This window comes from Bacillus sp. SD075 (assembly GCF_017355165.1).
In the GTDB taxonomy this organism is placed as follows: Bacteria; Bacillota; Bacilli; order Bacillales; family DSM-1321; genus Peribacillus.
Genome location: NZ_JADILK010000022.1, coordinates 46,181 through 71,591, shown reverse-complemented (window position 1 = coordinate 71,591; position 25,411 = coordinate 46,181). Strand labels below are relative to the sequence as shown.

Annotated in this window: 23 protein-coding genes; all 23 read right to left on the bottom strand. The window is 40.7% G+C overall.

What is annotated here, in order from left to right:
- Window positions 1-33 precede the first annotated feature (33 nt).
- Window positions 34-585, bottom strand: coding sequence for a ReoY family proteolytic degradation factor (locus IOC57_RS15555; protein ID WP_207439574.1), 552 nt, complete (start codon window positions 583-585; stop codon window positions 34-36).
- Window positions 586-624: 39 nt separating this feature from the next.
- Window positions 625-1,896 (bottom strand): tetratricopeptide repeat protein, encoded by a 1,272-nt coding sequence (locus IOC57_RS15550; protein ID WP_207439573.1) that lies wholly within the window; start codon window positions 1,894-1,896, stop codon window positions 625-627.
- A 368-nt stretch (window positions 1,897-2,264) separates the two neighbouring features.
- A complete protein-coding gene (gene aroA, locus IOC57_RS15545) occupies window positions 2,265-3,551 on the bottom strand; it encodes a 3-phosphoshikimate 1-carboxyvinyltransferase (RefSeq protein ID WP_207439572.1) in 1,287 nt (428 codons plus the stop codon).
- Between the two features lie 23 nt (window positions 3,552-3,574).
- Entirely contained in the window at window positions 3,575-4,678 is a 1,104-nt protein-coding gene (locus tag IOC57_RS15540) for a prephenate dehydrogenase (RefSeq protein ID WP_207439571.1), read from the bottom strand.
- Between the two features lie 47 nt (window positions 4,679-4,725).
- Window positions 4,726-5,838, bottom strand: a complete 1,113-nt coding sequence (gene hisC / locus IOC57_RS15535; RefSeq protein WP_207439570.1) for a histidinol-phosphate transaminase — start codon at window positions 5,836-5,838, stop codon at window positions 4,726-4,728.
- An 81-nt stretch (window positions 5,839-5,919) separates the two neighbouring features.
- Window positions 5,920-6,288, bottom strand: a complete 369-nt coding sequence (gene aroH, locus IOC57_RS15530; RefSeq protein WP_207439569.1) for a chorismate mutase — start codon at window positions 6,286-6,288, stop codon at window positions 5,920-5,922.
- A gap of 24 nt (window positions 6,289-6,312) precedes the next feature.
- Window positions 6,313-7,392 carry a 3-dehydroquinate synthase gene (gene aroB / locus IOC57_RS15525; protein WP_207439568.1) on the bottom strand — a complete coding sequence of 360 codons (1,080 nt, stop codon included), beginning with the start codon at window positions 7,390-7,392 and terminating at the stop codon, window positions 6,313-6,315.
- A gap of 3 nt (window positions 7,393-7,395) precedes the next feature.
- Window positions 7,396-8,568: a chorismate synthase gene (aroC, locus tag IOC57_RS15520; RefSeq protein WP_207439567.1), complete on the bottom strand. Its 1,173-nt coding sequence runs from the start codon at window positions 8,566-8,568 to the stop codon at window positions 7,396-7,398.
- Between the two features lie 254 nt (window positions 8,569-8,822).
- Window positions 8,823-9,596, bottom strand: coding sequence for a CheR family methyltransferase (locus tag IOC57_RS15515; RefSeq protein WP_207439566.1), 774 nt, complete (start codon window positions 9,594-9,596; stop codon window positions 8,823-8,825).
- 188 nt (window positions 9,597-9,784) lie between these two features.
- Entirely contained in the window at window positions 9,785-10,231 is a 447-nt protein-coding gene (ndk, locus tag IOC57_RS15510; protein ID WP_034308008.1) for a nucleoside-diphosphate kinase, read from the bottom strand.
- A gap of 96 nt (window positions 10,232-10,327) precedes the next feature.
- Window positions 10,328-11,290 carry a heptaprenyl diphosphate synthase component II gene (gene hepT, locus IOC57_RS15505; protein ID WP_207439565.1) on the bottom strand — a complete coding sequence of 321 codons (963 nt, stop codon included), beginning with the start codon at window positions 11,288-11,290 and terminating at the stop codon, window positions 10,328-10,330.
- 34 nt (window positions 11,291-11,324) lie between these two features.
- Window positions 11,325-12,035, bottom strand: a complete 711-nt coding sequence (locus IOC57_RS15500; RefSeq protein ID WP_207439564.1) for a demethylmenaquinone methyltransferase — start codon at window positions 12,033-12,035, stop codon at window positions 11,325-11,327.
- Window positions 12,036-12,038: 3 nt separating this feature from the next.
- Window positions 12,039-12,869 (bottom strand): heptaprenyl diphosphate synthase component 1, encoded by an 831-nt coding sequence (locus IOC57_RS15495; RefSeq protein ID WP_207439563.1) that lies wholly within the window; start codon window positions 12,867-12,869, stop codon window positions 12,039-12,041.
- A 248-nt stretch (window positions 12,870-13,117) separates the two neighbouring features.
- Window positions 13,118-13,366, bottom strand: coding sequence for a trp RNA-binding attenuation protein MtrB (mtrB, locus tag IOC57_RS15490; RefSeq protein ID WP_076365643.1), 249 nt, complete (start codon window positions 13,364-13,366; stop codon window positions 13,118-13,120).
- A 20-nt stretch (window positions 13,367-13,386) separates the two neighbouring features.
- Window positions 13,387-13,953 carry a GTP cyclohydrolase I FolE gene (gene folE / locus IOC57_RS15485; RefSeq protein ID WP_063233209.1) on the bottom strand — a complete coding sequence of 189 codons (567 nt, stop codon included), beginning with the start codon at window positions 13,951-13,953 and terminating at the stop codon, window positions 13,387-13,389.
- A 302-nt stretch (window positions 13,954-14,255) separates the two neighbouring features.
- On the bottom strand, window positions 14,256-14,528 hold the full coding sequence (locus IOC57_RS15480; RefSeq protein ID WP_034308023.1) for an HU family DNA-binding protein: 273 nt from the start codon (window positions 14,526-14,528) through the stop codon (window positions 14,256-14,258).
- A 504-nt stretch (window positions 14,529-15,032) separates the two neighbouring features.
- Window positions 15,033-16,511: a stage IV sporulation protein A gene (gene spoIVA / locus IOC57_RS15475; protein ID WP_207439562.1), complete on the bottom strand. Its 1,479-nt coding sequence runs from the start codon at window positions 16,509-16,511 to the stop codon at window positions 15,033-15,035.
- A gap of 232 nt (window positions 16,512-16,743) precedes the next feature.
- Window positions 16,744-17,469, bottom strand: coding sequence for a hypothetical protein (locus tag IOC57_RS15470; RefSeq protein WP_207439561.1), 726 nt, complete (start codon window positions 17,467-17,469; stop codon window positions 16,744-16,746).
- Between the two features lie 13 nt (window positions 17,470-17,482).
- Entirely contained in the window at window positions 17,483-17,680 is a 198-nt protein-coding gene (locus tag IOC57_RS15465; protein WP_048681698.1) for a DUF2768 domain-containing protein, read from the bottom strand.
- A gap of 270 nt (window positions 17,681-17,950) precedes the next feature.
- Entirely contained in the window at window positions 17,951-19,324 is a 1,374-nt protein-coding gene (locus IOC57_RS15460; RefSeq protein WP_207439560.1) for a putrescine aminotransferase, read from the bottom strand.
- 300 nt (window positions 19,325-19,624) lie between these two features.
- The gene (locus IOC57_RS15455; protein WP_207439559.1) at window positions 19,625-21,730 is read right to left on the bottom strand and encodes a sigma 54-interacting transcriptional regulator; all 2,106 of its coding nucleotides are present in this window, start codon (window positions 21,728-21,730) and stop codon (window positions 19,625-19,627) included.
- Window positions 21,731-22,630: 900 nt separating this feature from the next.
- Window positions 22,631-23,968 carry an APC family permease gene (locus tag IOC57_RS15450; protein WP_207439558.1) on the bottom strand — a complete coding sequence of 446 codons (1,338 nt, stop codon included), beginning with the start codon at window positions 23,966-23,968 and terminating at the stop codon, window positions 22,631-22,633.
- 385 nt (window positions 23,969-24,353) lie between these two features.
- On the bottom strand, window positions 24,354-25,406 hold the full coding sequence (locus IOC57_RS15445) for an NAD(P)H-dependent glycerol-3-phosphate dehydrogenase (protein WP_207439557.1): 1,053 nt from the start codon (window positions 25,404-25,406) through the stop codon (window positions 24,354-24,356).
- Window positions 25,407-25,411 lie beyond the last annotated feature (5 nt).

The following is a 25,411-nucleotide window of genomic DNA, read 5'->3' as shown; positions in this document are numbered from 1 at the left end:
GACCTTTCCTGATTACGGAAAGGTCAATTTATTTTATCCAAGTACTTTTAATTGATTCAATTGTTCGGTTAAGTCCTTAAATGCTTGCTCATCATGCTTATCAAGGGCTTCATCGATTTCCTTAAGCAGACGGTCCCTTTGGAAATACAACATGCTTCTTTCTAAAAATTGTTCAGCCAGCAGTTGATCTTTTTCATTTGACGACGTTGATTTCGGCATGAAGGGATTGTGCTCGAGTACCGCTGCATATTGATAGGAAGAATATGACGATTTAAAATTGAGCTGAATATATATGTCTTCATCCCTATTTAAACGGATATCATGAAAAGATTTCTCTGCATCGGTCGTCATGATATTGGACTTATAGAACCTGAAAGGGACTTCATCCACACAATGTGTCGACATAATCAGTCCACGTGGGCAATATTGTGCATTTTCTACAAAATGAACCTTTTTCATTAGTTGGTCATGACTCATTAAGTAATTCAATATCCACACGCATTCTCTTCGTTTCAGTTGATAATGATTTAAAAACCACCGAATAAAATCCTTCTTCTCATTCACAGAAACAGGGGCAGCCACCATGAATTCCCTCCTCTGTCTTGATTTAGTTTTGTTTATTATCTACATTTCATCTGTACTTTCACCTAGCCGCTCCAAAATCATCGCATACTCATCATTCACCGGGTTCATCTCAAGCAGCTTATTAAATACTTCTCTAGATGTGGCTCTGTCTCCTTCTTCAATTAAAAAGAAACCATAATCTTCAAGGAAATCTTGATTGTTCTTGAATGAATTATATGCTTTATGATAGCTGGTTAATGACTCTTTAAATTGTTCAGTATGCTGATAAGATACAGCAGCTATCCATTCAAATTGCGGATCATCCTCCCCATATCTCCTAACTTCCCCAATACACTCCAATACATCTTCATACCTTTCGTGATGCATATACAATTTCAAGAGGGTAAGTGCAGCTTCCAGGTATCCCGGATCAATGGCAAGTGCTTCTTTAAATAGATTTTCCGCCTCTTCATCAAGCCCGCTTTTCAAGGCTATTTTTCCGCCAAAGAAGTAAAGTTCCTTATTGAATTCATCGGCCTTGATTCCTTCTTTGACCGTTTTCAAAGCATTTTCCAGATCTTCAAGATGTTCATAACTCTTTGCCAGGTACAAATATAGAGAATGGTATTCATGATCTAAGTCTTTCAGTTCAATAAACTTTCGTACTGCTGTCTCATAAAGACCTGCCTGAAAAGCTGTAAATGCATATTCAAATAGGGTATTGATTTCAAGCCCATCACTTAAGGCTTTTTCAAAGTGCGGAAGGGCCTCCTCGAACTTCCCCGAACTGCTTAATGCTTCAGCAAGCCTCTGATTGACATTTACACCAACGATTTCTTGTTCCTGTTCCAAAACCTTTATGTAATTTGCAATTGCTTCCTGATCCCTTCCTTGATGAAAGAACAGTTCCGCTAGTGCAAAATCAATGATGATCTCATCTGGAAGCATTTCCTTGGCCTGCAATAATTTCCGTTCGCTGACCTCATCCATCCCCTGTAATTGATAAAGGTCCGCTTCCAAAAGCAAAGCACTTGGATATACTTCATCATCTGCACTTACTTTTTCAAGCATCAGCATCGCTTCATCTTCCTGGTCCATGTCAATCAGGATTTCCGCCAACGAAACAATCAATTCTCCTTCATCGGGATAGAGTTGCAGCAGATGTTCAAAAAGATCCTTTGCCTCCTCCGCAAAACCAAGCTGGAGCATTTCTTCGGCCAGCAACAATATGTCCTCTGCTGACTCTGATGATTTAATTCGATTTATATGTTTAAGAGCTTCTGTTAATTCCCCTTTTTTTAACTGCTGTATAACTTGTTCCACTGTGTTCATTGTTGAATCCCCTTTTGCATGATAGACTTGGTCCCTAGTCATACACACTCACGCCATAATGTAACATTCCCTGCCAATAAGAACAAAATACCCATGTAATCGCGAGATGCATAGTAAACAGTATTCATTAGTTTACCATACTGTAGCCCTGTATTCCATTGATGAAGTCCCCTCCCATTCTCATTAAAAAAAGGTTACTAGTTAATTCTCCACGCTACGGTCAATCTCCTTTTTGATCCTGAACCACTTTTTCATTATTTTCACTGATCAATACAGATGCCAAATGCCGGAATGTTAGCGCTTTCAATGATTTTAAGCATATAAAAAAAGTTTACAGACCAAATAAGGTATGTAAACTTTTTTTATATTTACTTAATCAATTGCGTCAAATGCCCAAAAAATTGTGGATATGATACATCTATGGCATCAGGATCGGCAAGTTCCACTTCACCATTCGTTATCAAAGCCGCTACAGCAAGCATCATCCCGATACGATGATCTCCGTGGCTTGTAACCATTCCTCCATTCAGGGCTTTACGTCCTTTAATGATCAATCCGTCTGCTGTCGGGGTTATATCCGCCCCCAGGATGGAAAGCTCATTTGCAACAGTATCAATTCGATTCGTCTCTTTCACTTTAAGTTCTGCTGCATCCTTGATTGTCGTTATCCCTTCTGCCTGAGTTGCCAGAAGTGCTATTACCGGAATTTCGTCGATGAGTCGGGGAATTAAATCACCGCTGATGGTCGTTCCTTTTAGTCGGGAGCTTCTGACAGTGATGTCTCCTGCAGGTTCACCCTCGCTCGTCTTCTTCTCTATTGTAATATCCGCCCCCATCGATTTCATGACTTCGATGATTCCAGTCCTTGTCGAATTAAGGCCCACATTCTTTAACACCACTTCACTATTTTCCGTAATCGCCGCAGCCACCATGAAGAAAGCCGCTGAAGAAATATCACCCGGCACATGGATGGTGGTCCCTTTGAAGACTTGATTTCCGCTTACTTTAATCGATTGACCGTCCTTTTCGATTTTCCCGCCAAACTCTAGGATCATTCGTTCTGTATGATCACGGGTCTCTTCCGGTTCGATAATGATCGTTTCACCTTCTGCCTGTAAACCAGCCAAGATTATCGCCGATTTTACCTGCGCACTTGCCACAGGCAATTCATAGCGAAATCCTTGTAATTTGCCTCCTCTTATGAAGAGCGGGGTGTATTCGGCTCCTTTTCGCCCATCAATGACTGCTCCCATCTGACGGAGTGGGTTGACTACCCGGGTCATTGGTCGTTTGGCTATCGATTCATCACCTGCCAAAACGGCCGAAAATTCCTGTCCTGCCAAAATGCCCATCATTAACCTGATCGTGGTACCCGAATTTCCGACATCCAGCACTGATTCAGGTTCCGTTAATCCTTTAAAACCTTTGCCAAAAATTTTGACATGCTGGCCATCTTGTTCAATATGGACTCCAAGCTGCTTAAAACAGGAAATCGTACTTAAACAATCCGCTCCTGGAAGAAAATTAGTGACTGTCGTTTCCCCCTCGGCAAGGGCTCCGAACATTATCGAACGATGGGAGATCGATTTATCTCCAGGTATGGCAATCGAACCACGTAATGTTTGGATATTCGTTTGTAATTTTTTTGTATTCATAAAACCATCCTCTCCTATTAATATTATGCCAGGATCGTTTCATAATCTGTATGTCTTGAAATACACTCTGCAGCTTTTATGCGATCAACATCCGTTTGGAAGCTGATGACCAGCACACCGTATATCTCTTCCCTGGTTTCAATGATCCTTATGTTTGTAATGCTGATACCTTCTTGTGCCAAATATCCGGTAATCTCAGAAATTATTCCGGCATAATCCGGTATATCGATATATAAATCATAAAACGCTGGTATGGCGCCTTTTGCATGTGTTGGCAAATCATCCCTGAAAACCTTGGCATCGGTAAAGAATCGAAGGATCTCTTCACTATCTTCATTCGCGACCAGACCTTTTATATGCTCCATTTCATTCAGCCAATCATTCATTAATTCAAGTAGTACATCCCGGTTATGTAACAAAATGTCACGCCACATTTCCGGACTGCTTGAAGCAATTCTTGTTATATCTCGAAATCCGCCTGCAGCAAGCCTAGAAATCAACTTATTTTCCTTACTGTAATTTTCTGCCTGCTTAACGAGCCCCGATGCGACAATATGCGGAAAATGACTAATGACCCCCGTCAGCTTATCATGTGTGGCAGGACTCACTACCAGAAAGTTCGCTCTTGTACCTTGCAGCCACCCTTTCAGCTGCTCAACCTTTTCTTCTTCGATGGAATCTCCGGGAGTAAGCAAATAAAATGCATGTTCAAATAAATGCAATTTAGCTGCCGCAGCACCGCTTTTATGGGAACCAGCCATAGGGTGCCCCCCGATGAAGGCCACCCCTTTATCTATCAATGGCTTTGCTGCCTTAACGACTGTATCCTTCGTACTTCCTGCATCCGATATAAGGACATCATTTTTTAAATCCATATCAGCCAACTGAGCTAAAATCTTCACGGTTTCATTGACAGGCACAGCAAGTAGAATCAAATCAGCTTCACATGCTCCCGCTTCCAAAGATGATACTGAATCATCAATGATCCCCAATAGCATCGATAGTTGAATATTCTTTTCACTTAGGTCCGTACCAACAATCACGGCTTCAGGATGTGCATGGCGTACTGCCATGGCCAGTGATCCGCCAATTAGACCTAGACCTATTACAAAAACCTTACCCTTCACTCTTCTCTCCCCCGCATCTTTTATGCTCCTCTAGGTTTGATGAAACGTTAAAGCAGCGAATCAGAAGGTGCCTCAACTTCATTCAAAAAAGTTTCAATAGCATTAATCATTCCTTCATTTTCTTCTGTAGAACCAATCGTTACCCTCAGACTATTAGGAAAACCGAAGGATTTCCCCGATCTTGCGATGTACCCGCGCTCAAGCAAATATTGAAACACCATATCGGCATCCTGTTTAAAATGGATAAAGATGAAATTACCTTGTGACGGGTAATAAGCTAAATTTTCCTTTTTGCAAAATTCATAGTACCGCTTGAGCCCTTTTTGATTTTCTTCCTTGCATTTTTCAATGAAGGCCTGATCTTCCAAAGCGACGATAGCAATATTCTGTGCGAATGTGTTAACATTGAATGGTTCCCGGGAAGGATCTAGTTTCTGAATAATATCCTCATCCGCCAAACCGTACCCTACCCTAAAACTCGCAAGTCCATAAATTTTTGAGAATGTCCGGAGTATGATCAAATTTTTATATTTATTAATCCATTGATTCGTTCTTGGGTAATCCTCAGCCGCTGCATATTCACAATAAGCTTCATCCAAAACGATAAGAACATCTTCCGGCACTTTTTCGATGAACGATAATAAGTCCTGTTCCGAAATGTATTTACCTGTTGGATTGTTTGGTGTACAAAGCCAGACAACCGCTGTTTTGTCATCTATTACTTTAAGCATTCCTTCTAAATCATGAGCACCGTCAATATGAGGAACTTCCCTGATTTCCGCACCTTCTAACGTGGCATTATGGCGATACTGCGAAAAAGTGCCTGTTGCCATGACCGTATTCTTTCCAGCTCCCAATAGACTCCTGGAGATGATTTGAATGTTCTCATCGGATCCATTTCCAAAAATAAGCTGAGTTTCTTTCACACCAGTATGTTTTGCAACGGCTTCCCTAAGCATTGTTGCATATCCATCCGGATAGATGGCAAAGGAATGGGTTGAATTCCTAACCGACTCCTTGACCTTCTCCGAACATCCAAATGGATTTTCATTTGAAGCTAATTTCGTGATTTTTTCCAATCCGTATAATTTTTTCACTTCATCAGTGGATTTTCCCGGTTGATAAGACTTCAAGGAAAGGACCGCTTCATTCCATTTCATGTCAATCACCTCTTTATATTTATCACTTTAAAGTAAGAAAGTGTGAGAATAATATATCATATTCATAGATTTAAAATCATTTTATATCTGGTTTGTCAAATCTGGCCGTAATACCGTAGCTCCTGCCTGGTATATATGCTGTATTTCTTGTTGAGATTTCGTCGTATTCACGTGGATCATGACCCGGATGCAAAATGGCAAGGAATTGCTCACCGGTATTTCTTTCATGCATGTAACCGGTACATAAGTCCAGCCTTCGAATTTCCTCAAGGCTTTGGCAGGGAAGACAGAACGAATCTCTTCCGTAGCAGAAAAAAATACGGAAGCCACCATTTCAGGATCAATCTCGTTGATCTGAATGATCTCTGCCATCAACTTTTCGACAGCGGAAATCACTTCCATTTCTGTGTCTCTTTCTACTGTAGTGGCACCCCTTATTCCTCTTATCACACATAGTCCCCCTTCTCCTGAACTTTATATCATATCCGCCATTTCTTCTATCAGCTCAGAATCGCCTATATCCATTAATTGCGGTGATCCCACTTCGTTTAGCAGGACAAAAGTAGCTGCATCATTGACTGATTTTTTGTCTGTTTTCATTAATTCAAGTAGCATAGCATGTTCAATTCGGGTTGGAATGGTTATTTGATAACCTAAAGAAGAAACCCAGTTATTAAACTCCTCTAGTTTAAAATCGAGATCCACTTTCTTTCTGCTTAATTTAAGGGCATATACCATCCCGATTAAAATGGATTCCCCATGCGTAAAGTTCCCATATCCCATTGAACCTTCCACTGCATGTCCAAGCGTATGACCAAAATTCAAAAAAGCACGAATGCCGTTTTCCTTCTCATCCTCTTCGACAATTTTAGCTTTAATACCAATCCCTTTTGTAATCATGGTTAGGAATTGCTCATCCGTTACATCATTCAAATCAACAATATTCGACTTTAACCATGAATAAAACTCATTATCGGCTATCAAGGAATGTTTAATGACTTCTGCAAAACCTGACCTTAATTCTTTAAGAGGCAAAGTTTTTAAAAATTCAAGATCATAAATGACCGCTTCAGGCTGATGAAAGGCCCCAATCATATTTTTCCCTAGCGGGTGATTGATGGCAACCTTGCCGCCCACTGCACTATCGTGGGCGAGTAAAGTTGTAGGAACCTGAATAAATGGAATCCCTCTCATAAAAGTAGCCGCAACGAATCCAGCCAAGTCACCGACTGCACCACCGCCAAGGGCGATAATCAATGACTTGCGATTGATCTGTTGGGATAAGCAGAAGCTTTGGCATTCATAAAACACATCGAATGTTTTAGCATGCTCCCCTTCTGGCACTACATGATGCAGGACCGGTTTTCCCGTCTTAATCAGTGCGTTTTTCACAGTCTGCAAATGAAGGGCCGCCACTTTCTCATCTGTTATGACCAGAATCTTATTTAGATGATTTAATTCATGTGTTATTAATTCAGGTAATTCATTTATTGCCTTCTTGCCAATTAAAACCGGATATTGCTTGGAAGCCGTTTTTATTTGGATGGATTCCATGATTTAAAACCCCTTTACTTCTTCCCGATATGATCTTATGTATTCCGCTAATTGCTCATAACGATCTGAAGGGAATTGATCAACGATGGCAGCCGCCAGTTCCCATGCTACTACCGCCTCAGCAACTACTGCTGCGGCTGGAACCGCACAACTATCGGAACGTTCGACGCTTGCTTCAAACACTTCCTTCGTATCAATATCAACACTTTTCAAAGGTTTATATAAAGTGGGGATCGGCTTCATCACACCGCGTACAATGATGGGCATTCCAGTTGTCATACCGCCTTCAAAACCACCAAGGCGATTGGTTTTCCGGTAATAACCCTGTTCTTCGTCCCATGCGATTTCATCATGGACATCACTGCCGAATAGATGGGCCGCTTCAAATCCAAGGCCTACTTCCACCCCTTTAAATGCATTAATGCTCATTATCGCTGCGGCTAGTTTTGCATCAAGCTTGCGGTCATAGTGCACATAACTTCCCACACCCACCGGCATTCCTTCTACAATGACCTCAACGATGCCGCCGATGGAGTCTCCCTTTTGTTTCGCTTCATCAATTGCATCCTTCATCTGCTGCTCTACGTTTTTGTCAAAACATCTAACAGAAGATTCTTCTGTTACTTGTTGCAATTGCTGAATCGTTTCGTATTTTGGCGGTTCTGCCTTCACTCCACCAATTTCCAAAACATGCGATGCCACTTCTATCCCCAATAAAGACAATAGCTTTTTAGCTACAGCACCTGCTGCTACCCTTACTGTCGTTTCACGGGCTGAAGAGCGTTCCAGAACATTTCTCAAATCGCGGTGCCCATATTTAATCCCACCGTTCAGGTCAGCATGACCTGGACGAGGCCGGGTGATTTTACGTTTAATTTCCTCAGCTTCCTCTTCTGAAAGCCCTTCACTTCCCATAATCTTCGTCCAATGCTTCCAGTCATCGTTCTCAACAACCAAAGCAACCGGTGAACCGAGTGTGTAGCCATGTCTGATACCCGAAGAAATAAAAGCCTGATCTTTCTCGATCTGCATCCTTCTTCCACGTCCATGCCCTTTTTGCCGGCGTCCTAATTCTTGATTAATATCCTCATTCGAAATCGACATTCCCGCCGGTAATCCTTCAATGATCGTAGTCAGTTGCGGACCGTGTGATTCTCCCGCTGTTAAATATCTCATCTTCCAGCCCCCTTTTAGCACTTTAAAGTGTATATGTATCAATATACCACAATTTTATGAAATGTGGGTATATGTAAAACGTAAAAACCATATTGTTTGAATTTAATCATTTTTCTTTCTATTTTACAAGTACTTAAACATTTTCGATATAATTTAATCCTTTAAATTGAAGTTCTACTCGATTTGCCATTATACGACAAACGAAAAGGGACTGAATGCTCATGTGCAGAATCAGTCCCTTCTTTCAAAAGTATTTACTTTTTCTTATAAAAAAATGTGTCGATCGTTTCAAATCGATATTTTCCTGGTGTGAATATTTGCTCTGTACTTCCTACAAAAAAAACCCCGTCGCTTCTTAGTGATGCACTGAATTTTTCATATAATAAATTTTTGGCTTCCTCAGTGAAATAAATTAAAACATTGCGGCAAACGATTAAATCGAACCCCTGTTCAAATCGATCCGCGAGAAGGTCTTGCTTTTTAAATATCACCCTTCTCTTGATTTCGTCATCGACACGATAAAAATCCGCTTTTTTTTCAAAGTATTTCGTTTTGATTTTTTCAGGCACTTCATTTAAGGAACGCTCAGGATAAAGCCCCATTTTCGCTCGCGCCAAGACATTTTCATCCAGATCCGTCGCCAATATCTCTATCTGGTTAAGTGGAACCAGATTGGATAATATCATAGCAATCGTATACGGTTCCTCGCCAGTTGAACAGGCCGCACTCCAAATTTTCAACTTTTTTTTGCTTGCTAATAACCCAGGAAGGATTTTCTGCTCCAACACTTCCCATCTTTTCGCATTTCTATAAAATTCGGAAACATTGATTGTCATTCTATCCAAAAATTCATTTAAAACTCCGGAATTGGTTTGAATGTCTTTGTAGTATTCACGAAATGAGTGATATCCCCTTTTTTCATATAGAGATGTTAGTCGCCTTTTCATTTGCCCTTCCTTATATAATGCCAAATCAATGCCTGTCAACATTTTGATATTACGAATAAACTCTTCATATTCCTGAGGCATTCCTCCGACCCCCTGCTCATAATTATTTTAAGTGGTCCTTCCCTTTATATATCGGAAAGTGCCATATTTTCTTTAAACTTAAAATAATCCCTTACGCAACTGCTCGAAACTAAAAAAGCAATACAAAAAAAGCGGGTTCCATCGCATAAAACGATGGAGCCCGCTTTTTTATAAAGTGATCGTATTAATTAATAAACCCACTCGTTTACAAGTTTAGAATACTCAACAAGTTCTTCTTCTTTGAAGAATAAACCGATTTCACGTACAGCGCTTTCAGCTGAATCAGATCCGTGAATGATGTTTTTGCCAACAGTTACGGCAAAATCGCCACGAATTGTTGCTGCTGCTGCATCTTTAGGGTTTGTGGCACCCATCATTTGACGTGCAGTAGCGATTACGTTTTCACCTTCCCAAACCATTGCGAAGACAGGACCGGAAGTAATGAAGTCCACTAATTCGCCAAAGAAAGGACGTTCTTTGTGCTCGCCATAATGTTGTTCAGCCAATTCTTGAGAAATGACCATTAATTTTGCTCCTGCAAGAAGGAAGCCTTTCTTTTCAAAACGGGAAACGATTTCACCGATTAAATTGCGTTGAACGCCGTCAGGCTTAACCATTAAAAATGTTCTTTCCATGAATGTCACTCCTAATATGTATCATTGTTATTTGCCTATATAAGGCAATACTTTTAGAATATTACCATTGATTGATGAGTTTCGCAACTCCCATTATCAAAACTTTCTTTTTCCGATATTTTTTGCGATATCCGATAAAGTTTTTCTAGCTTTAATGGCCGGAAGACCTTTCAACTCAGTAAAAGCCTTTTCTAAATACATATCACTGATCCTTGCTGCTTGTTCAATGGCACCGGAAGTTTTTATCGCATTGATTATATGGGACATTTGGTCTTTTGGCGTATCTTCCCGAACTGTTTCGATAAGCTTTTTTAACTTTGGATCTTCCATAGCAATCAAAACGGGTAGAGTAATATTACCCTGAATCAAATCACTGCCGGCTGGTTTTCCAAGCTCTTCTTCCGAAGCTGTAAAGTCCAATATATCATCGGTGATTTGATAGGACATACCGACATAATATCCGAATTTAAATAGCTTTTGGTGAATCCTCTCTTCAACACCTGCTGAAATGGCTCCCAACTGGCAGCTGGATGCAATGAGCAAAGCCGTTTTCCGCTTGATCCTTCTAAAATATATCCGCCAATTCTGTTCGAAATTGTACTTATCTTTTATTTGTTCAATTTCCCCAAGACATAGTTCAACCATGGTATCAGCAAGAATTTGATGCGCAAGGGGAGACTCGATAACCGCCATCATTTCCAGTGCACGAGCAAAAATGAAGTCGCCTGTGTACATGGCGACACGATTATCCCATTTTGACTTAATGGTAGCAGACCCCCTGCGCAAATCCGCATCATCCACAACATCATCATGTACAAGGGAAGCCGTATGGATCAGTTCCAAAGTCGCTGCGACATGCTTTACAACATGAATATCATAGTTGCCAAACTTCGCGCCCAATAGGACGAATACCGGACGGATCCGTTTTCCACCGGATTGCAGTAAATGCAGGGAAGCTTCCCTTAAAACCGTGGAATCCGCTTCAATTGCGGCTTCCAGTTCTTTTTCTATTAATTGCAAATCTGCATTCAAAAATGAATACATCATTTTAAATTTCATACATTCCACCCAGCTTTGTCCATTGCTATTATGCTTATTTTGAAGGCTTGTACCCGAAATGTGTTGCTGCTACACCACCGAAATGGGCCTTGTAACTGACATTTTCCATTCCTGCCTGCCTGAACATGTTTTCAAGCTTTTTCATGCCAGGGAAATCACGAGCTGATTCCTGTAGCCATGAGTATTCGCTATAGCTTTTTGCGAATAATTTGCCGAACATGGGCATAATGAAACGGAAATAAAAATAATAGCCCTGTTTAAAGCCAAGCATCGTTGGCTGTGAAGTATCCAGGCAAACGACCATTCCACCCGGCTTGGCTACCCGGTTTAACTCTTTAAGCACTTTCATGTAATCGGGGACATTCCGCAGCCCGAAACCGATCGTGACATAGTCAAAGCTATTATCCTCAAAAGGAAGCTCCATTGCATTTCCATGCATTAGGGACACTTGATCTAGATTGAGTTCAGTCACCTTTTGTTCGCCGATTTTCAGCATGTTCTTACTAAAATCCAGACCAACAACCTTTCCTTCTGGTCCTACTTCATTAGCAAGGGCAATGGTCCAGTCCGCTGTTCCACAGCATACATCCAGTGCATGGGCGCCTTTTGGGACATTCATGATGGCCATTGTTGCCTTCCGCCATTTAAGATGCTGTTTAAAGCTGATGAGGGAATTCATCTTGTCATAATTTCCGTAGATCTTTTCAAAGACATGATGAACTTTTTGCTCTTTAGACTGCTCCATGATTCACCCTTCTTTCACATATGAATTTGCTACACTCTCTGTTTGTTCCAAGATGGCCTTCACTCTTTCCAGAAGTTCATCATCCAACTTTGCCAACTTCCGCATGGAGCGCTCTACGGATTGCCTGGCATCCCTCAGGCACTTGTCGAATTGGGAGCGTACCCGCTCTTCTTTTTCCGAAATGGGAACTTCCCCACTATTCAAGTCATCAAAAGGCATTTCCAACAGGACATCAAAAACTATCGATCTCCCCGACTTCATATAACTGCTCTTCTCGGCATGCAACCGTTTTAAAAGCAGCAGCTCTTCCGATATTTCTATCCAGGCAGGCTCTTTATAGTAATCCGCCAGTTTATGAATCAAGGAAGCCTCGATCGCCTTTATCGTCATTAAAAGCGTTGGTACATCATGAATGGACCCTTGTTGGTAAAGAATGATTTTATTATCATTTATTTTTTTAATTGCGCTTGAAAGTATACGGATCATATCAACATTACCTACACTGGCAAGACCTTGATAATATAAGCCACTATAGTAATCACCGGCAAGCACTTGTAATTGACGATTTTTCAATACCTCGGGCAACTCGATTCCTTCACCTGAGTTCGAGACGATTTCATGGGTATCCAGAGCTACTTGCACTAACATGGTTGAAATGATGTATTGATTCCGTTTTTCGCTTGTAACGTCCAGATCGTTAAATAATCCCCAAAGCAATATCAGTTTATCTTCGTCCAAGCTTGGTTTTTGTATATACTTCAATAAATATGGATGTTGAGCTTTCGTTTCTATTAATCGTTTTAATTGCCTTATGTCGTCCGTTATGTTTAACAATTGAGATCACCCTTGCATCCCCGAAAGATAATTTTTTTCATACATATTGGTTTCTGTCTGTGTAAAATACACATTATTATACCATAAAAACAATCAGATGAAATGGTCAACGTTTATAAAATGAAACTTCCAAAAATAAGGAAACCATCGTCTTTTGCTCTTCAAAAAAATGGATGCGGGGAATTTTCAACTTGTTAAACGCGTTATCAGATGATTGATTTACTAATTAACCAAGCATTGAGAAGCTGTCATTTGTCAGGCGAATTCTTTTTGGAATCACTTTCTATCTCACCGAATGGCGTATAGACTTTTGCATGTCCCCTGATTTTAATTGCCGAGGTATGCTCTGTGAATTGTGCGATCATTACCTCTCCTGAGTCCAGTTTTTCGGAGTGATGAAACTTTGTGTCCGTTCCCCTTGTCAAGCCGATGACATTCACACTATCCTCAATGGCTTTGATTACCACAAAATCATTCAGAATCTTTTTTTCATTCATTTTTTCCTGCCCCCATGTCCTTAGTCTTTAATGAATGCCAGCACTTCAGCTCTAGTACGGTGATCCTTTGCAAACGTTCCCCTTACTGCTGAAGTCACTGTTTTAGATCCAGGTTTTTTTACACCTCGCATGGTCATGCACATATGTTCAGCCTCTACTACAACCATTACACCATGAGGCTCTAGCTTTTCCATTATCGAGTCAGCAACTGTAGATGTGATGCGCTCTTGAAGTTGTGGACGCTTCGATACAGCCTCCACCGCCCGTGCCAATTTACTTAAACCAGTCACTTTGCCGTTTTTTGGAATATATGCTACATGGGCTTTCCCGTAAAAAGGGACTAAATGATGTTCACATACTGAGTAAAACGGAATATCCTTTACAAGTACGAGTTCTTCATGGTCCTCTCCAAAAACAGTATCGAAATATTCCTTTGGATCCTGATTAAGTCCGGAAAAAATCTCTTCATACATTCTGGCTACACGGCCAGGAGTATCCAGCAGTCCTTCCCTCGTTGGGTCTTCCCCTACAGCCTCAAGAAGCATTTTAACCGCTTCTTCTAATTTGGCATGATCAACATTAGCCATTTTTGTTCCTCCTAGAAATCAATAATATTATGTATTCAGATAAAAAATCCATGGCGTAGCACCCGGATATCCTTAATTGCATTTATTAAAGGAGACCCCTTCCCCATACATGCCTCCCTTGAAGGACCATTTCGTCGGAAGCGATTTCGGATGGGTATTTCCTTGTGACGGATTTACCGTCTGCAGCGTTTCTAAAATATTCACTGTCTTTTATATTATCACAGATGGAAATTAAGAAGCAAAAAAAGGGCCGCGTTTTCACGCGGCCCTTTTCGGTTAAGCACCCGTATGTAATGGTAGAATTACTTCACTGCATCTTTCAGCGCTTTACCGGGTTTGAAAGCTGGCACTTTGCTAGCTGCAATTTCGATTTCGTCACCAGTTTGTGGGTTACGGCCTTTACGAGCCGCACGTTCACGAACTTCAAAGTTACCAAAACCAATCAATTGTACTTTATCACCGTTTTTTAGAGCTTCTAAGATTGTATCAAAAACAGCATCAACAGCTTTTGTAGCGTCTTTCTTAGAAATTTCAGTTGCTGTAACAACTTCATTAATCAATTCTGTTTTGTTCATGCCATTCACCTCCTCCCAAAAGGAATCTTTATAAAAAATCATTATTACAACACTATAATAGTGATTTGATATTAGCTTCGGTCCAAAAATTTTCATTCACTGGCAATCCAGGATTATCAAGTCGGATTTTTTTCCAAATAATTCAACCAGAAATTTATAAATAGGTTGAAATCGCTGATATAACGCGTTTTCTGTATGTAGATTATCACAAATCCTATTAGCTTAGCAAGGGAATTCAAAAAATAATGGGAATCTTTTCATTAATAATTGTATATATTATAAATTTTATCTTTCACTATTCATCATTTCCTTTTTTTATAGAAATTAAACTTATTATATTGCTGAAAATCGCTTAACCACAGGGTTTTTTCAAGATTATACTAAAAAACTGCAGATTATTTCAAATATTAACGTTCATAAATGATATTTTTCTTGCGAACCTGACGTCAGTTGCATGCAAAAAGACCAATCCATAAATGGAGTTGGTCCAGCTTTTAAACGTTTTTATAAGATGATGGCAATCAATCCCCCACTGCCCTCATTAATTATCCTCTCCAGTGTTTCTTTCAATTTATAGCGCGCATTGTCTGGCATCATCGCTAATTTCACCTGTATGCCTTCCCTTACGTAGGAACTTAGGCTTCTGCCAAAAATATCGGAGTTCCAAATGGAAAGTGGATTGTCTTCGAAATCCTGCATCAGATACCGGACTAATTCCTCACTTTGCTTTTCCGTACCGATGATTGGCGAGAATTCGGATTCGACATCGACCTTGATCATATGGATGGAAGGAGCTACGGCTTTTAGCCTGACACCAAACCTAGCTCCCTGACGGATGATTTCCGGTTCATCAAGACTCATATCGTTAAGGGATGGGGCTGCGACACCATACCCCGTTTGTTTGACCATTCTCAATGCATCGGCCACCTGATCATACTCTGCTTTCGCATACGCAAAGTCCTGCATCAAAGATAACAGATGATCCTTGCCCCGAATCTCCACACCGACAATTTCCTTCAGAATATCATCATAGAGTTCATCAGGGGCGTATAGGTCGATTTCTGCAACACCCTGCCCCATCTCAATCCCTGCAAGCGCAGCGCGGTCAATGAACTCGAATTCATTGAATTGACCGACTACCCGATCAACATCCCGCAGGCGTTTAATATCCTTAACGGTCTCTTTGACCGCTTCCTGATAACTTTCCCTTAACCAATGATCCTCGCGAAGAACCATTACCCAGCTCGGGAGATTAACATTGACCTCGAGAACAGGAAATTCGTACAGGGCCTCACGCAGTACGCTGTAAACATCAGATTCCCGCATTCCTTCGACACTCATGGCCAATACAGGGATATCATACTTTTCCTGCAGGGATTCCCTTAGTGCTACCGTATTCGGGTGGTGAGGCTGAACGGAATTGACAATCATGATAAATGGCTTGCCAACCTCCTTCAATTCTTCGACAACCCTTTCCTCGGCCTCTAAATAATCACTTCGCGGAATTTCTCCTATTGATCCATCCGTCGTAACGACTACGCCTAATGTGGAATGATCTTGAATGACTTTGCGAGTGCCGATCTCAGCCGCTTCATTGAACGGAATCGGCTCTTCATACCAAGGTGTGTGAATCATGCGGGGACCATTTTCATCTTCATACCCCTTAGCCCCAGGTATAGTATAACCGACACAATCAACTAAACGGATGTTCACGTCGAGACCTTCAGCTACTTGAATCGATGCTGCCTGGTTCGGTACGAATTTGGGTTCCGTTGTCATGATCGTCTTTCCAGCAGCACTTTGAGGCAATTCATCCTGTGCCCTGGCACGGTCCGCCTCTGAAGGAATATTCGGAATGACGACTAGCTCCATGAATTTTTTAATAAATGTAGATTTCCCAGTCCTGACGGCACCGACCACCCCCAAGTATATATCGCCACCGGTCCGTTCAGCTATATCTTTAAAAATATCTACCTTTTCCAAGGTATCCCCTCCCGAATTAGAGTTTTGGGATTTCGTTTATCCATTTGCATTTATTTAGGACATTATATATCTATGATGTTGTCCTAAAAATTTATTCCAATTATTTACCTGGTTCAATCCCTTCCTCCACCAGAAATTTTATATAAGGGTTGTTATTTTAAAAGTAAGATGAAATAAAGATAAAAGAAATAACCCTTCCCCTACAATATATTTTGCAGAAGAAGGGTTATGCCTATTTTGTAAGAAATATTGGATTATTTGTTTTTTCATCAATTGTATATGGCATTGAAAAGGCAGGGACGAATTCCGAACTCTGAACCAGCAGTTCCCGGATATCTTCACCTGGCTTGATTTCCCCCTCATGCTTCTCCAATGCCTCAAGTAAGTCCGGGGTATAATCAACAAAAATGCTGCCTTGCCCATCGACTACAAGATATAAGTCTTTTTGTGAAAATGGGCTCGTGACCGTCGGAGCTTCCTTCAGGCCCATTTTCTCATAATCAAGCGTAAAGACATTATCGGACAACCTTTCCTTAAAGGGGGGGTATCCGTTGCTTTGTTGATAAGCAGTCAATCTCAAGGAAACATCCTGAATCTTCTGTGCCACCCTGACATCCAACAGCTTTACCGTCGGATCCTTTTCAACATTAACGAGGATATATTGAAAGACGCCTCCAGATTCAAAGGCATTGTCGGGTGGTTCAGCCATATACCTTGGTGAAATCTTAGAAAATTTTATGACATATTTTTGATAAATTGGTGTACCTGCCTCTTTTGTAACAATGGGCAAGATGCCGCCTTCATCTTTCTGAAATTGGTCCACTGCACTTTGGACGGATTGTATTTGCTCTTTATACGGCAGTTGGTTTTGCATTTTTTGCTTCTCCGGATATAAGCAGCCAGATAATGATACAGAGATGCATAATAAACATAATATTTTGAAAAAATTTCTCATCATTTCTCCTCACCTATCAAGTGGTTGGCCCGCTAAGAACAACGATAAGGATGATCAAGCCGGCTAGAATCATAAGTATGTATGCGATAATTGCTGTCAAGACTCTCCAAAAACCTTTTAATTTATAGCGGCTTAAGTAGATTAGAAATATGGAGATAACCATAAAGCCCATAGCTATAAAGGATATCCACATTTTTTGCAGAGCAGGTGTCATATCTTCATCACTCCTTTTTCCAGAAATTATTATAACATACCAAATTACGTTAAAGGAATTAAATCATTGTCCAATCTGTGCAATTCCCGTTTTCATGACTCATTTTCACGAAAAAAATTTTGAGGTACAAGTGTATAACAAGATTTATGTATAATAAGTTCCATACTGATCCAAAACCAATTAAAAAATCAAAAAGGTTTCGGAATGGGAACATTCCGAAACCTTTTTATCGAAAGGCTGAAACTAAGGCTGTTTCTCTGCTTAATTAAATTAAGATTGAAGCGTCGGCAAGACCTCTTTGAACGCTTTAATGACTGTATCGACTTCATCCAACTGAATAGTCAAAGACGGTTCAATCCTGATTGTTTTGGAATTTATAAGCGTACCCGCTACCAGGATGCCTTTATCAAAGAGGGCTTTTGAGAATTCATAACCCACTTCGTCTTTATGGAACTCAATACCAATCATCAGACCTTGGCCGCGGATCTCCAAAACCTTATCTTTGTGCTCATCGGCCACTTCCCTTAAGCCATTTAAGAAGTATTCACCAACTTCTGCAGCACGCTGCGGTAAGTTTTCTTCCAAAAGTACATCGATCGTAGCAATGGCCGCAGCACAAGCTAGTGGATTTCCTCCAAATGTGGTAGTGTGCATGAATGGATTGTCGAACCAACTTTTAAACACTTTCTCATTGGCTACGACAGCCCCTGCAGGCATTACTCCGCCGCCAAATGCTTTCGCTAAACAAATAATGTCCGGAACAACATCATATAGCTCAGAAGCGAACATTCTGCCTGTACGGCCCATTCCTGTTTGCACTTCATCCAAGATCAATAACGCATCATATTCGTCACATAATGCCCGAACCTGCTTTAAATAACCTTGCGGAGGAAGGATGACCCCTCCTTCACCCTGGATAGGCTCCAACAGCACAGCAGCTACATCTTCACCAACCAACGCACAACTTTCAAACGTTTTTCTCATCATATCCACATCACCGAAAGGTACATGACGCACACCTGGTATCAATGGAATGAACGGTTTTCTGAACATGCCCTTTGCCGTTGCCGATAGTGAACCAAGGCTTTTTCCATGAAATGATTTTGTGGTGGAAATGATCGTGTATCGGTCACTATACATTTTAGCAAGCTTAAGTGCAGCCTCCACGCTCTCGGTACCGCTATTCGTAAAGAACGAGTATTTTAGATCTCCCGGCGTGATTTCGGCAAGGATCTTGGCAAGCATTGCACGTAATGGATCAAGTAAGTCCTGGCTATGAAGGGCTTGTCTTTGCAATTGATCGGTTACGGCCTTTACTACTTTAGGGTTACGATGGCCAACATTATAAATACCAAAGCCACCTAAACAATCAATATATTTTTTTCCATTTACATCCGTAAAACAGGAATCTTGATCAGACCACTCCACCGAAGCGAATTGTGTGTCTTTAGTGACCGTCTTCCGGTATTCCAAAAACCCAGGGTTTACATGGTTACGGAAATTCTCGACCGTTTCTTTTGTTACCCAATGCGCATCTTCCTTTGAAATTTCTTTTTGTTCGATTAATTGAAGCACTTTTTTAATATAATCCTGGGTTGCTGATTGGTTAGCTTGAGTGTTTTTACTCTCTACGTTAATTGACATGTTATAATCTCCTTTTTTTTATATCTTTAGTGGATGGTTAATTTAAATTCCTTTATGAAACTTTGATGCTTACCTCCCTTTTTTCTTATGCTTATTAATCAAGCAAGAACCATGCCAAGTAAACCATCCAATGAAATCGCTTTTTTTTTTGATAAATCACTCTGAAACTATGCAAACATGCATATCATTATTTCACTTTGAATAATCTTCCTTGGGAAATTATAAAAAAGCTTGCCAAATGCCTCCATAAAGATAAAAGCCGTTGCCAAGTAAATTTCATCACTTGACAACGGCTTTTATTCAATATGCATTTTTTTCGATTTTCTTACTCTGTTCAGCTAACACTTTTTGATACTTCCTGCTCACTGACGATTGACTTATTCCGAGCGCTTTTGCCGCTTTGGTCGTAGTTTTATACTGTTTCATGGCAAGCATGATCAATTGCTCTTCGACATGATCCTGTGCCTCCTGCAGCGGAAGGATTCTCGTAATGATTGGTTTCGTTTGTTTAAAGTCACTGCCCACAGGTATGAACCTTTGAATGAAGTCAGCATCGATCATCTCTTCATCTGCTGAAACAACCAATCTTTCAATCATGTTCTGCAACTCACGAATGTTCCCCGGCCAGGTATAGACTTCCAGTATATTTAACGCATCGGGGGAAAAGTGGTAATTCCGCTGATACCTTTCATTCAGTTTTTGCAGGAAATGAAAGGCTAGCGGTGGTATATCCTCCGGCCTTTCCCTTAAAGGGGGCACATGTATGGGTATGACGTTCAATCGATAGAATAAATCTTCTCTGAACGTCCCCATCTCGACCATTTTTTCCAGACTCTTATTCGTGGCCGCAACAATTTGAACATCAATGGAAATGGGCGTAGTGCTACCAATCGGAATCACTTCCTGTTCCTGGAGGACCCGCAGCAGCTTGACTTGCAGATGTATAGGCATGTCACCCACTTCATCAAGGAATAAAACACCTTTATTGGCCTGTTGAAAGTAGCCTATCTTCCCATTTTTATCCGCTCCTGTAAAGGAACCCTTCGTATAACCAAACAATTCACTTTCAAGGAGGTTTTCCGGAATAGCCCCGCAATTTATCTTCAGGAAAGGTTGCTTGGATCGCCTGCCCATTTTATGAATGGCTTCAGCAATCACTTCTTTACCTACTCCCGACTCCCCGTTGATTAATACAGTAGATGAAAAATGAGCGATTTTCTTGACTTGGCTGATTATCTGCTCCATTTTAGGACTTGCAAAAACCAACTCTTTATAAAATTGATCCTGCTTTTTGAAGGAGTCGAGTTCTTTCCTCATTTCATTTAATTCCGATTTCAATTGTGTCGTTTCCGTTATATCCCTTGATGCAATGACGATTCGATCTATATTCCCTTTTTCATTGAACACGGGGGTGCCGACGGAAAGGACTTTCTTATTCGTTTTCGTATCCTGGACAATCGATACTTTCTTTTTTTGTTCAAGGACCAACCGGGTGACCGAAGGATTAAAGATCCCTTCATCTTCCAATTGCAAGAGATTCTTCCCGATATAATCTTTTAAATCCTTCCCCCAGAATCCTGAGATGATGCTGTCACTATAACGCAGCAGCTCTCCTTTTTGATTGACTACAAGTATTTCATCATAGATATTCGCTAAAATGGCATTCAAGTCTTTATTCGAGCTTTTTATCAATTCTATTTCCATGGCCATTTCCTCAACCATCGGTAAATCCTGAACGATGATGATCAGGCCTTCGACTTCTTTTTCATGGTTCAGAATCGGGCTATAGTCGACAAGCACACTCATGACTTCAGTAATCTCCAGCTGATTCAGAATACTGCTCCCGCTGGTAAACACGCTATGTATATGCTGATTATTGAAGATGTTCGCAGCAGGTTCTTGAAGGACTTGTTCAGAAGACATTTTTATCATCTTCAAGCCTGATTCATTGAAGTTCACGATATTTTTTTCTTTATCAGCCACAAAAATCCCCATAGGAATGGAGGTTAAAATAACATTTAACAGGTCTAAATTTTGTTTGCTGTCCTGTTTGAATAATTCAGCTAACACATCTTCCCTTTTTACATAACCGGTAAGCAGGCCCTCATCCGTTTTTATCAGTACGATAGGTTCACCGATAATTTGAAACAGATGCGGCAAGGAAATGTTAGGGTGCAATTTACAGACATTATCAATCGAAAAAGCATACTGTAAAAGCTGATCGACTGTCGTTACTTTTTCATTTAACGGGAGGTCATCCATGCGGATATACGCAAATACTTGATTTTCCTTCATAAGAAAGAAGAAAGGTTCCTGTATCTCATGAATTTTTTGGTCTGAAAATGTAGGCTGATCGATTGTTATAGTTATGAATGGTCTAATTTTATCATCCGGAATAGATAACATAGTTTCACTCTCCTTTTGTAACCTACCCTATATTTTATCATAATTCTGAATTGCAAGATAAAAAATAGCTTGTACCATTATTCATATCCAGCATTTCCCTTACTCCATTCCGCAACAAAAGGGCCCCTAGGCGGACCCTTTTAACCTAAAAATCAGATATGCAGCTTTGACTTAGAGATCCGTTCACCTTTTCTTGTAAATTCTAAGCAGGTTATCTTTTGCTTAAGCTGATAGTAATGATTCATGGATGGTCTTTAATACTCATCACCATAGGCTTTTTACACAGATAGGTCAACTTTAACCAATCATGGCGGTTCCATACCGTTTGCTATCCATAAAGGTTAATAAAGCACTTTAAGGACCCAATGGTACATGCTTTCAAAGCTTCTGCTACCGCCACTTTCACTTGTTCATTCATATAATTTCACAGAAGATAAAACGATGGATATGATCTTGAAAAACAAGGCGCCGAACGTTAGTACAGCATTTGCTTTCGCAACTAAACGTCACAATAATCAGTAAACTCAGCATCCACGCATAAGCCGGTACAGAAAGAAAAGCGGCTGAAAAGAAAATGCTGAACAACATGTACTTGACCATTGGAATGAATAATTGATCCATCATCAGTATCGACTATCCTACAAGTACACCGGCATATGTATAGATAGACTCTTTGGGTATACGCATATACCTGCGATCAATCCATACCTGTAAGCCGTGAAAAGCACAGCTCGCAGGCTCCCTGAACCATTCCATGTGACATCTATGCCCCATCCCATAAACATCCCTTATTAACTCAAGAACGAAAAACGAATCGAGCAACAGGCATGAGGATTTACGCCCTCTTCATTTTCTCATCAGCCATTTACCATTCCCTTTCGTTTCATGAATCGAGTAGATTCACTGTGCTTCTTCAAAACGGAATAGCGGAGGGGATTCCGTAAACCATTTTGTTCGATACAGAAGATAACCAATCCCTATTACCGCCCAGACAATTCCTAAAATCAAGGAATTCAGCTCGAGATTAAGCCACAGAATGAAGACCGATGCCGCGCCTAAAACTGGGGACAGAATAGTTGAAAGAAACCCTTTAATCGTTCTGAAGCTTTTGTTTCTCATCGCATGGACGATTACGCAAATATTCACGAAGGTAAATGCGATTAAAGCCCCAAAGTTAATAAGGGACGCGGCCGTCACCAAATCAAGGAATAAGGCAACCATCGATATGGACCCGACGAATATAACATTAAAAAATGGCGTGTTGTATTTAGTGTGGACAAACCCAAATAGTTTTTTCGGAATCATTTGGTCACGCCCCATGACATATAGCAGCCTAGAAACACTAGCATGAGAGGCAAGACCGGAGGCAAGGGTACCGCATAAGGTTCCCGCAAGAAAGAAAGATTGAAATAACTTCCCTCCCACGAAAAGGGCAATTTCCGGAGAAGCTGCTTCAGGATCGCTAAAACGGGAAACATCCGGGAAAAATAACTGTGTAAAGAATGATGCCGTTACAAATAAAACCCCTCCGATAAGAGCAGTCAAAAAGATGGCCCGGGGAATCGTTTTGGATGGATCCGGTGTTTCTTCCGATAAAGTAGTGACTGCGTCAAACCCCAAGAAAGAAAAACAAAGGATCGTAGCACCTGTTATGAGCGTCGACATTTCCATATGAGGCCCGATGAATGGCTGAACCGATAAGACCTCTCCAGTTCCTTCTCCGCCCATGACTCCTTTAACGACAAGTGCCACAAAAATAACAATGACCAACATTTGAAAAAAAACAAGGAAGCTATTAAAGTTAGCTGCAAAATTAACATTGAATAAGTTAATGACTGTCATTAAAAGGACAAATGCCACCACCCATATCCACGGGTATACTTTTGGAAAAAGAGCAGTTAAGTATATTTTTGTTAAAATGCCGTTCACCATAGGTAAAAATAAATAATCAAGTAACGAAGACCATCCGACAAGGAACCCTAAATGTGGATTGATCGTTTTTTGCGTGTAAGTATAAGATGAACCTGCCTGCGGATAAATTTTCACCATTTTTCCATAACTGGCTGCAGTAAATAACATGGCTAAAAGAGCAATGACATATGCGGTTGGCACATGCCCCCCCGTTTTTCCGGAAACTATCCCGAATGTATCAAAAACGACCATCGGCGTCATATATCCAACACCAAGCAATACGATATGCCATAAGTTTAAAGACCTTTTCAGCTTACCTGTTTGCATGTATCATTCCCCTTCCTTTTTTAGCGAGGAAAGTTAACCAACTTTCCTCGCCTCCCAGATAATTTTTTTGGTCATATTACACTTCGCAATTTTCATACCAAAAAAAATAGTCGATTTTTAACAAAAACCAAGGAAATATGCAGAACAATTTATGCAAATTTGAATAACTTATTCAATTATTCATAAATTAAAAGAGAACAGATGAATTTTGCCTATAAAAAAAGCAGAAGATATCTAGATATCTTCTGCTCATTTGACTAAATCCCCCGTGCCGAGGTCAAATTACTAGTTTACTTTCGTTGCATTGTATGCTGATACACGGCAAGGCGCATCATCAAATGCCTAATTTAATGAAATTCTTTTATGAAAATCAACAGATTGGAGGTTAATCCTGCTGCCTGCTATCCAATATGTTAAAAAGTTCTTCCATCTCATTCGTTTTTGATCGATTCATCAAAAGGTCAACGGCCTTTTTCACTTCTTCCCCATTGAATAAAACATCGTACAGGGCTTCAGTGATCGGCATGTTCACTTCGTACTTTTGAGCTAGTTGATAAGCGGCTTTAGTGGTTCTGACACCTTCAACGACCATCCCCATGTTTTCCAACACTTCTTCAAGCTTTTGCCCTTTACCAAGCATATTCCCTGCTCTCCAATTACGCGAATGGACACTTGTACAAGTGACGATCAAGTCGCCAATCCCAGCTAAGCCTGAAAACGTTAGTGGGTTAGCCCCCATGGCCACCCCTAGACGGGATATTTCAGCCAATCCTCGTGTCATTAATGCAGCCTTGGCATTGTCCCCGTAGCCTAAACCATCCGTAATGCCTGCAGCCAAAGCAATGATATTCTTTAATGCCCCTCCGATTTCAACACCAATCAAGTCCGGATTTGTATACACACGGAAATTATTATTGATAAAGATGTCCTGAACCCTTTCGGCAGCTTTCATATTCTTTGAAGAAACGGCGACTGTTGTCGGGTGACGCAGACTGACTTCTTCTGCATGGCTCGGTCCTGAAAGAACCACTATATCTTTAAGCCAATCCGCCGAAGAGACTTCTTCAATCATTTCCGATATACGAAGCAGGGAATCCGGTTCAATCCCCTTACTCACATGAACGATTGTCAACGGCTTATCATGAGCCTCTTCAATCTGACCAAGCACTTCCCGGTAGGCTTTAGTCGGCACAGCCAAAATTATTATTTCAATCCCGACCAATGCTTCCTTAATCGAAGAATACCCTTTAATCCCCAAAGGCAATTCAATCCCAGGCAAGTATTTTTCATTCGTATGATTTTGATTTATTTCATTAATTTGTTTCTGATTATGTCCCCATAATCGCACTTCATGCTGGTTATCAGCGATCACGAGCGCTAAAGCAGTTCCCCAGCTCCCAGCTCCAATCACTGCGATTCTTTCTTTATCTTTCACCATGTTAT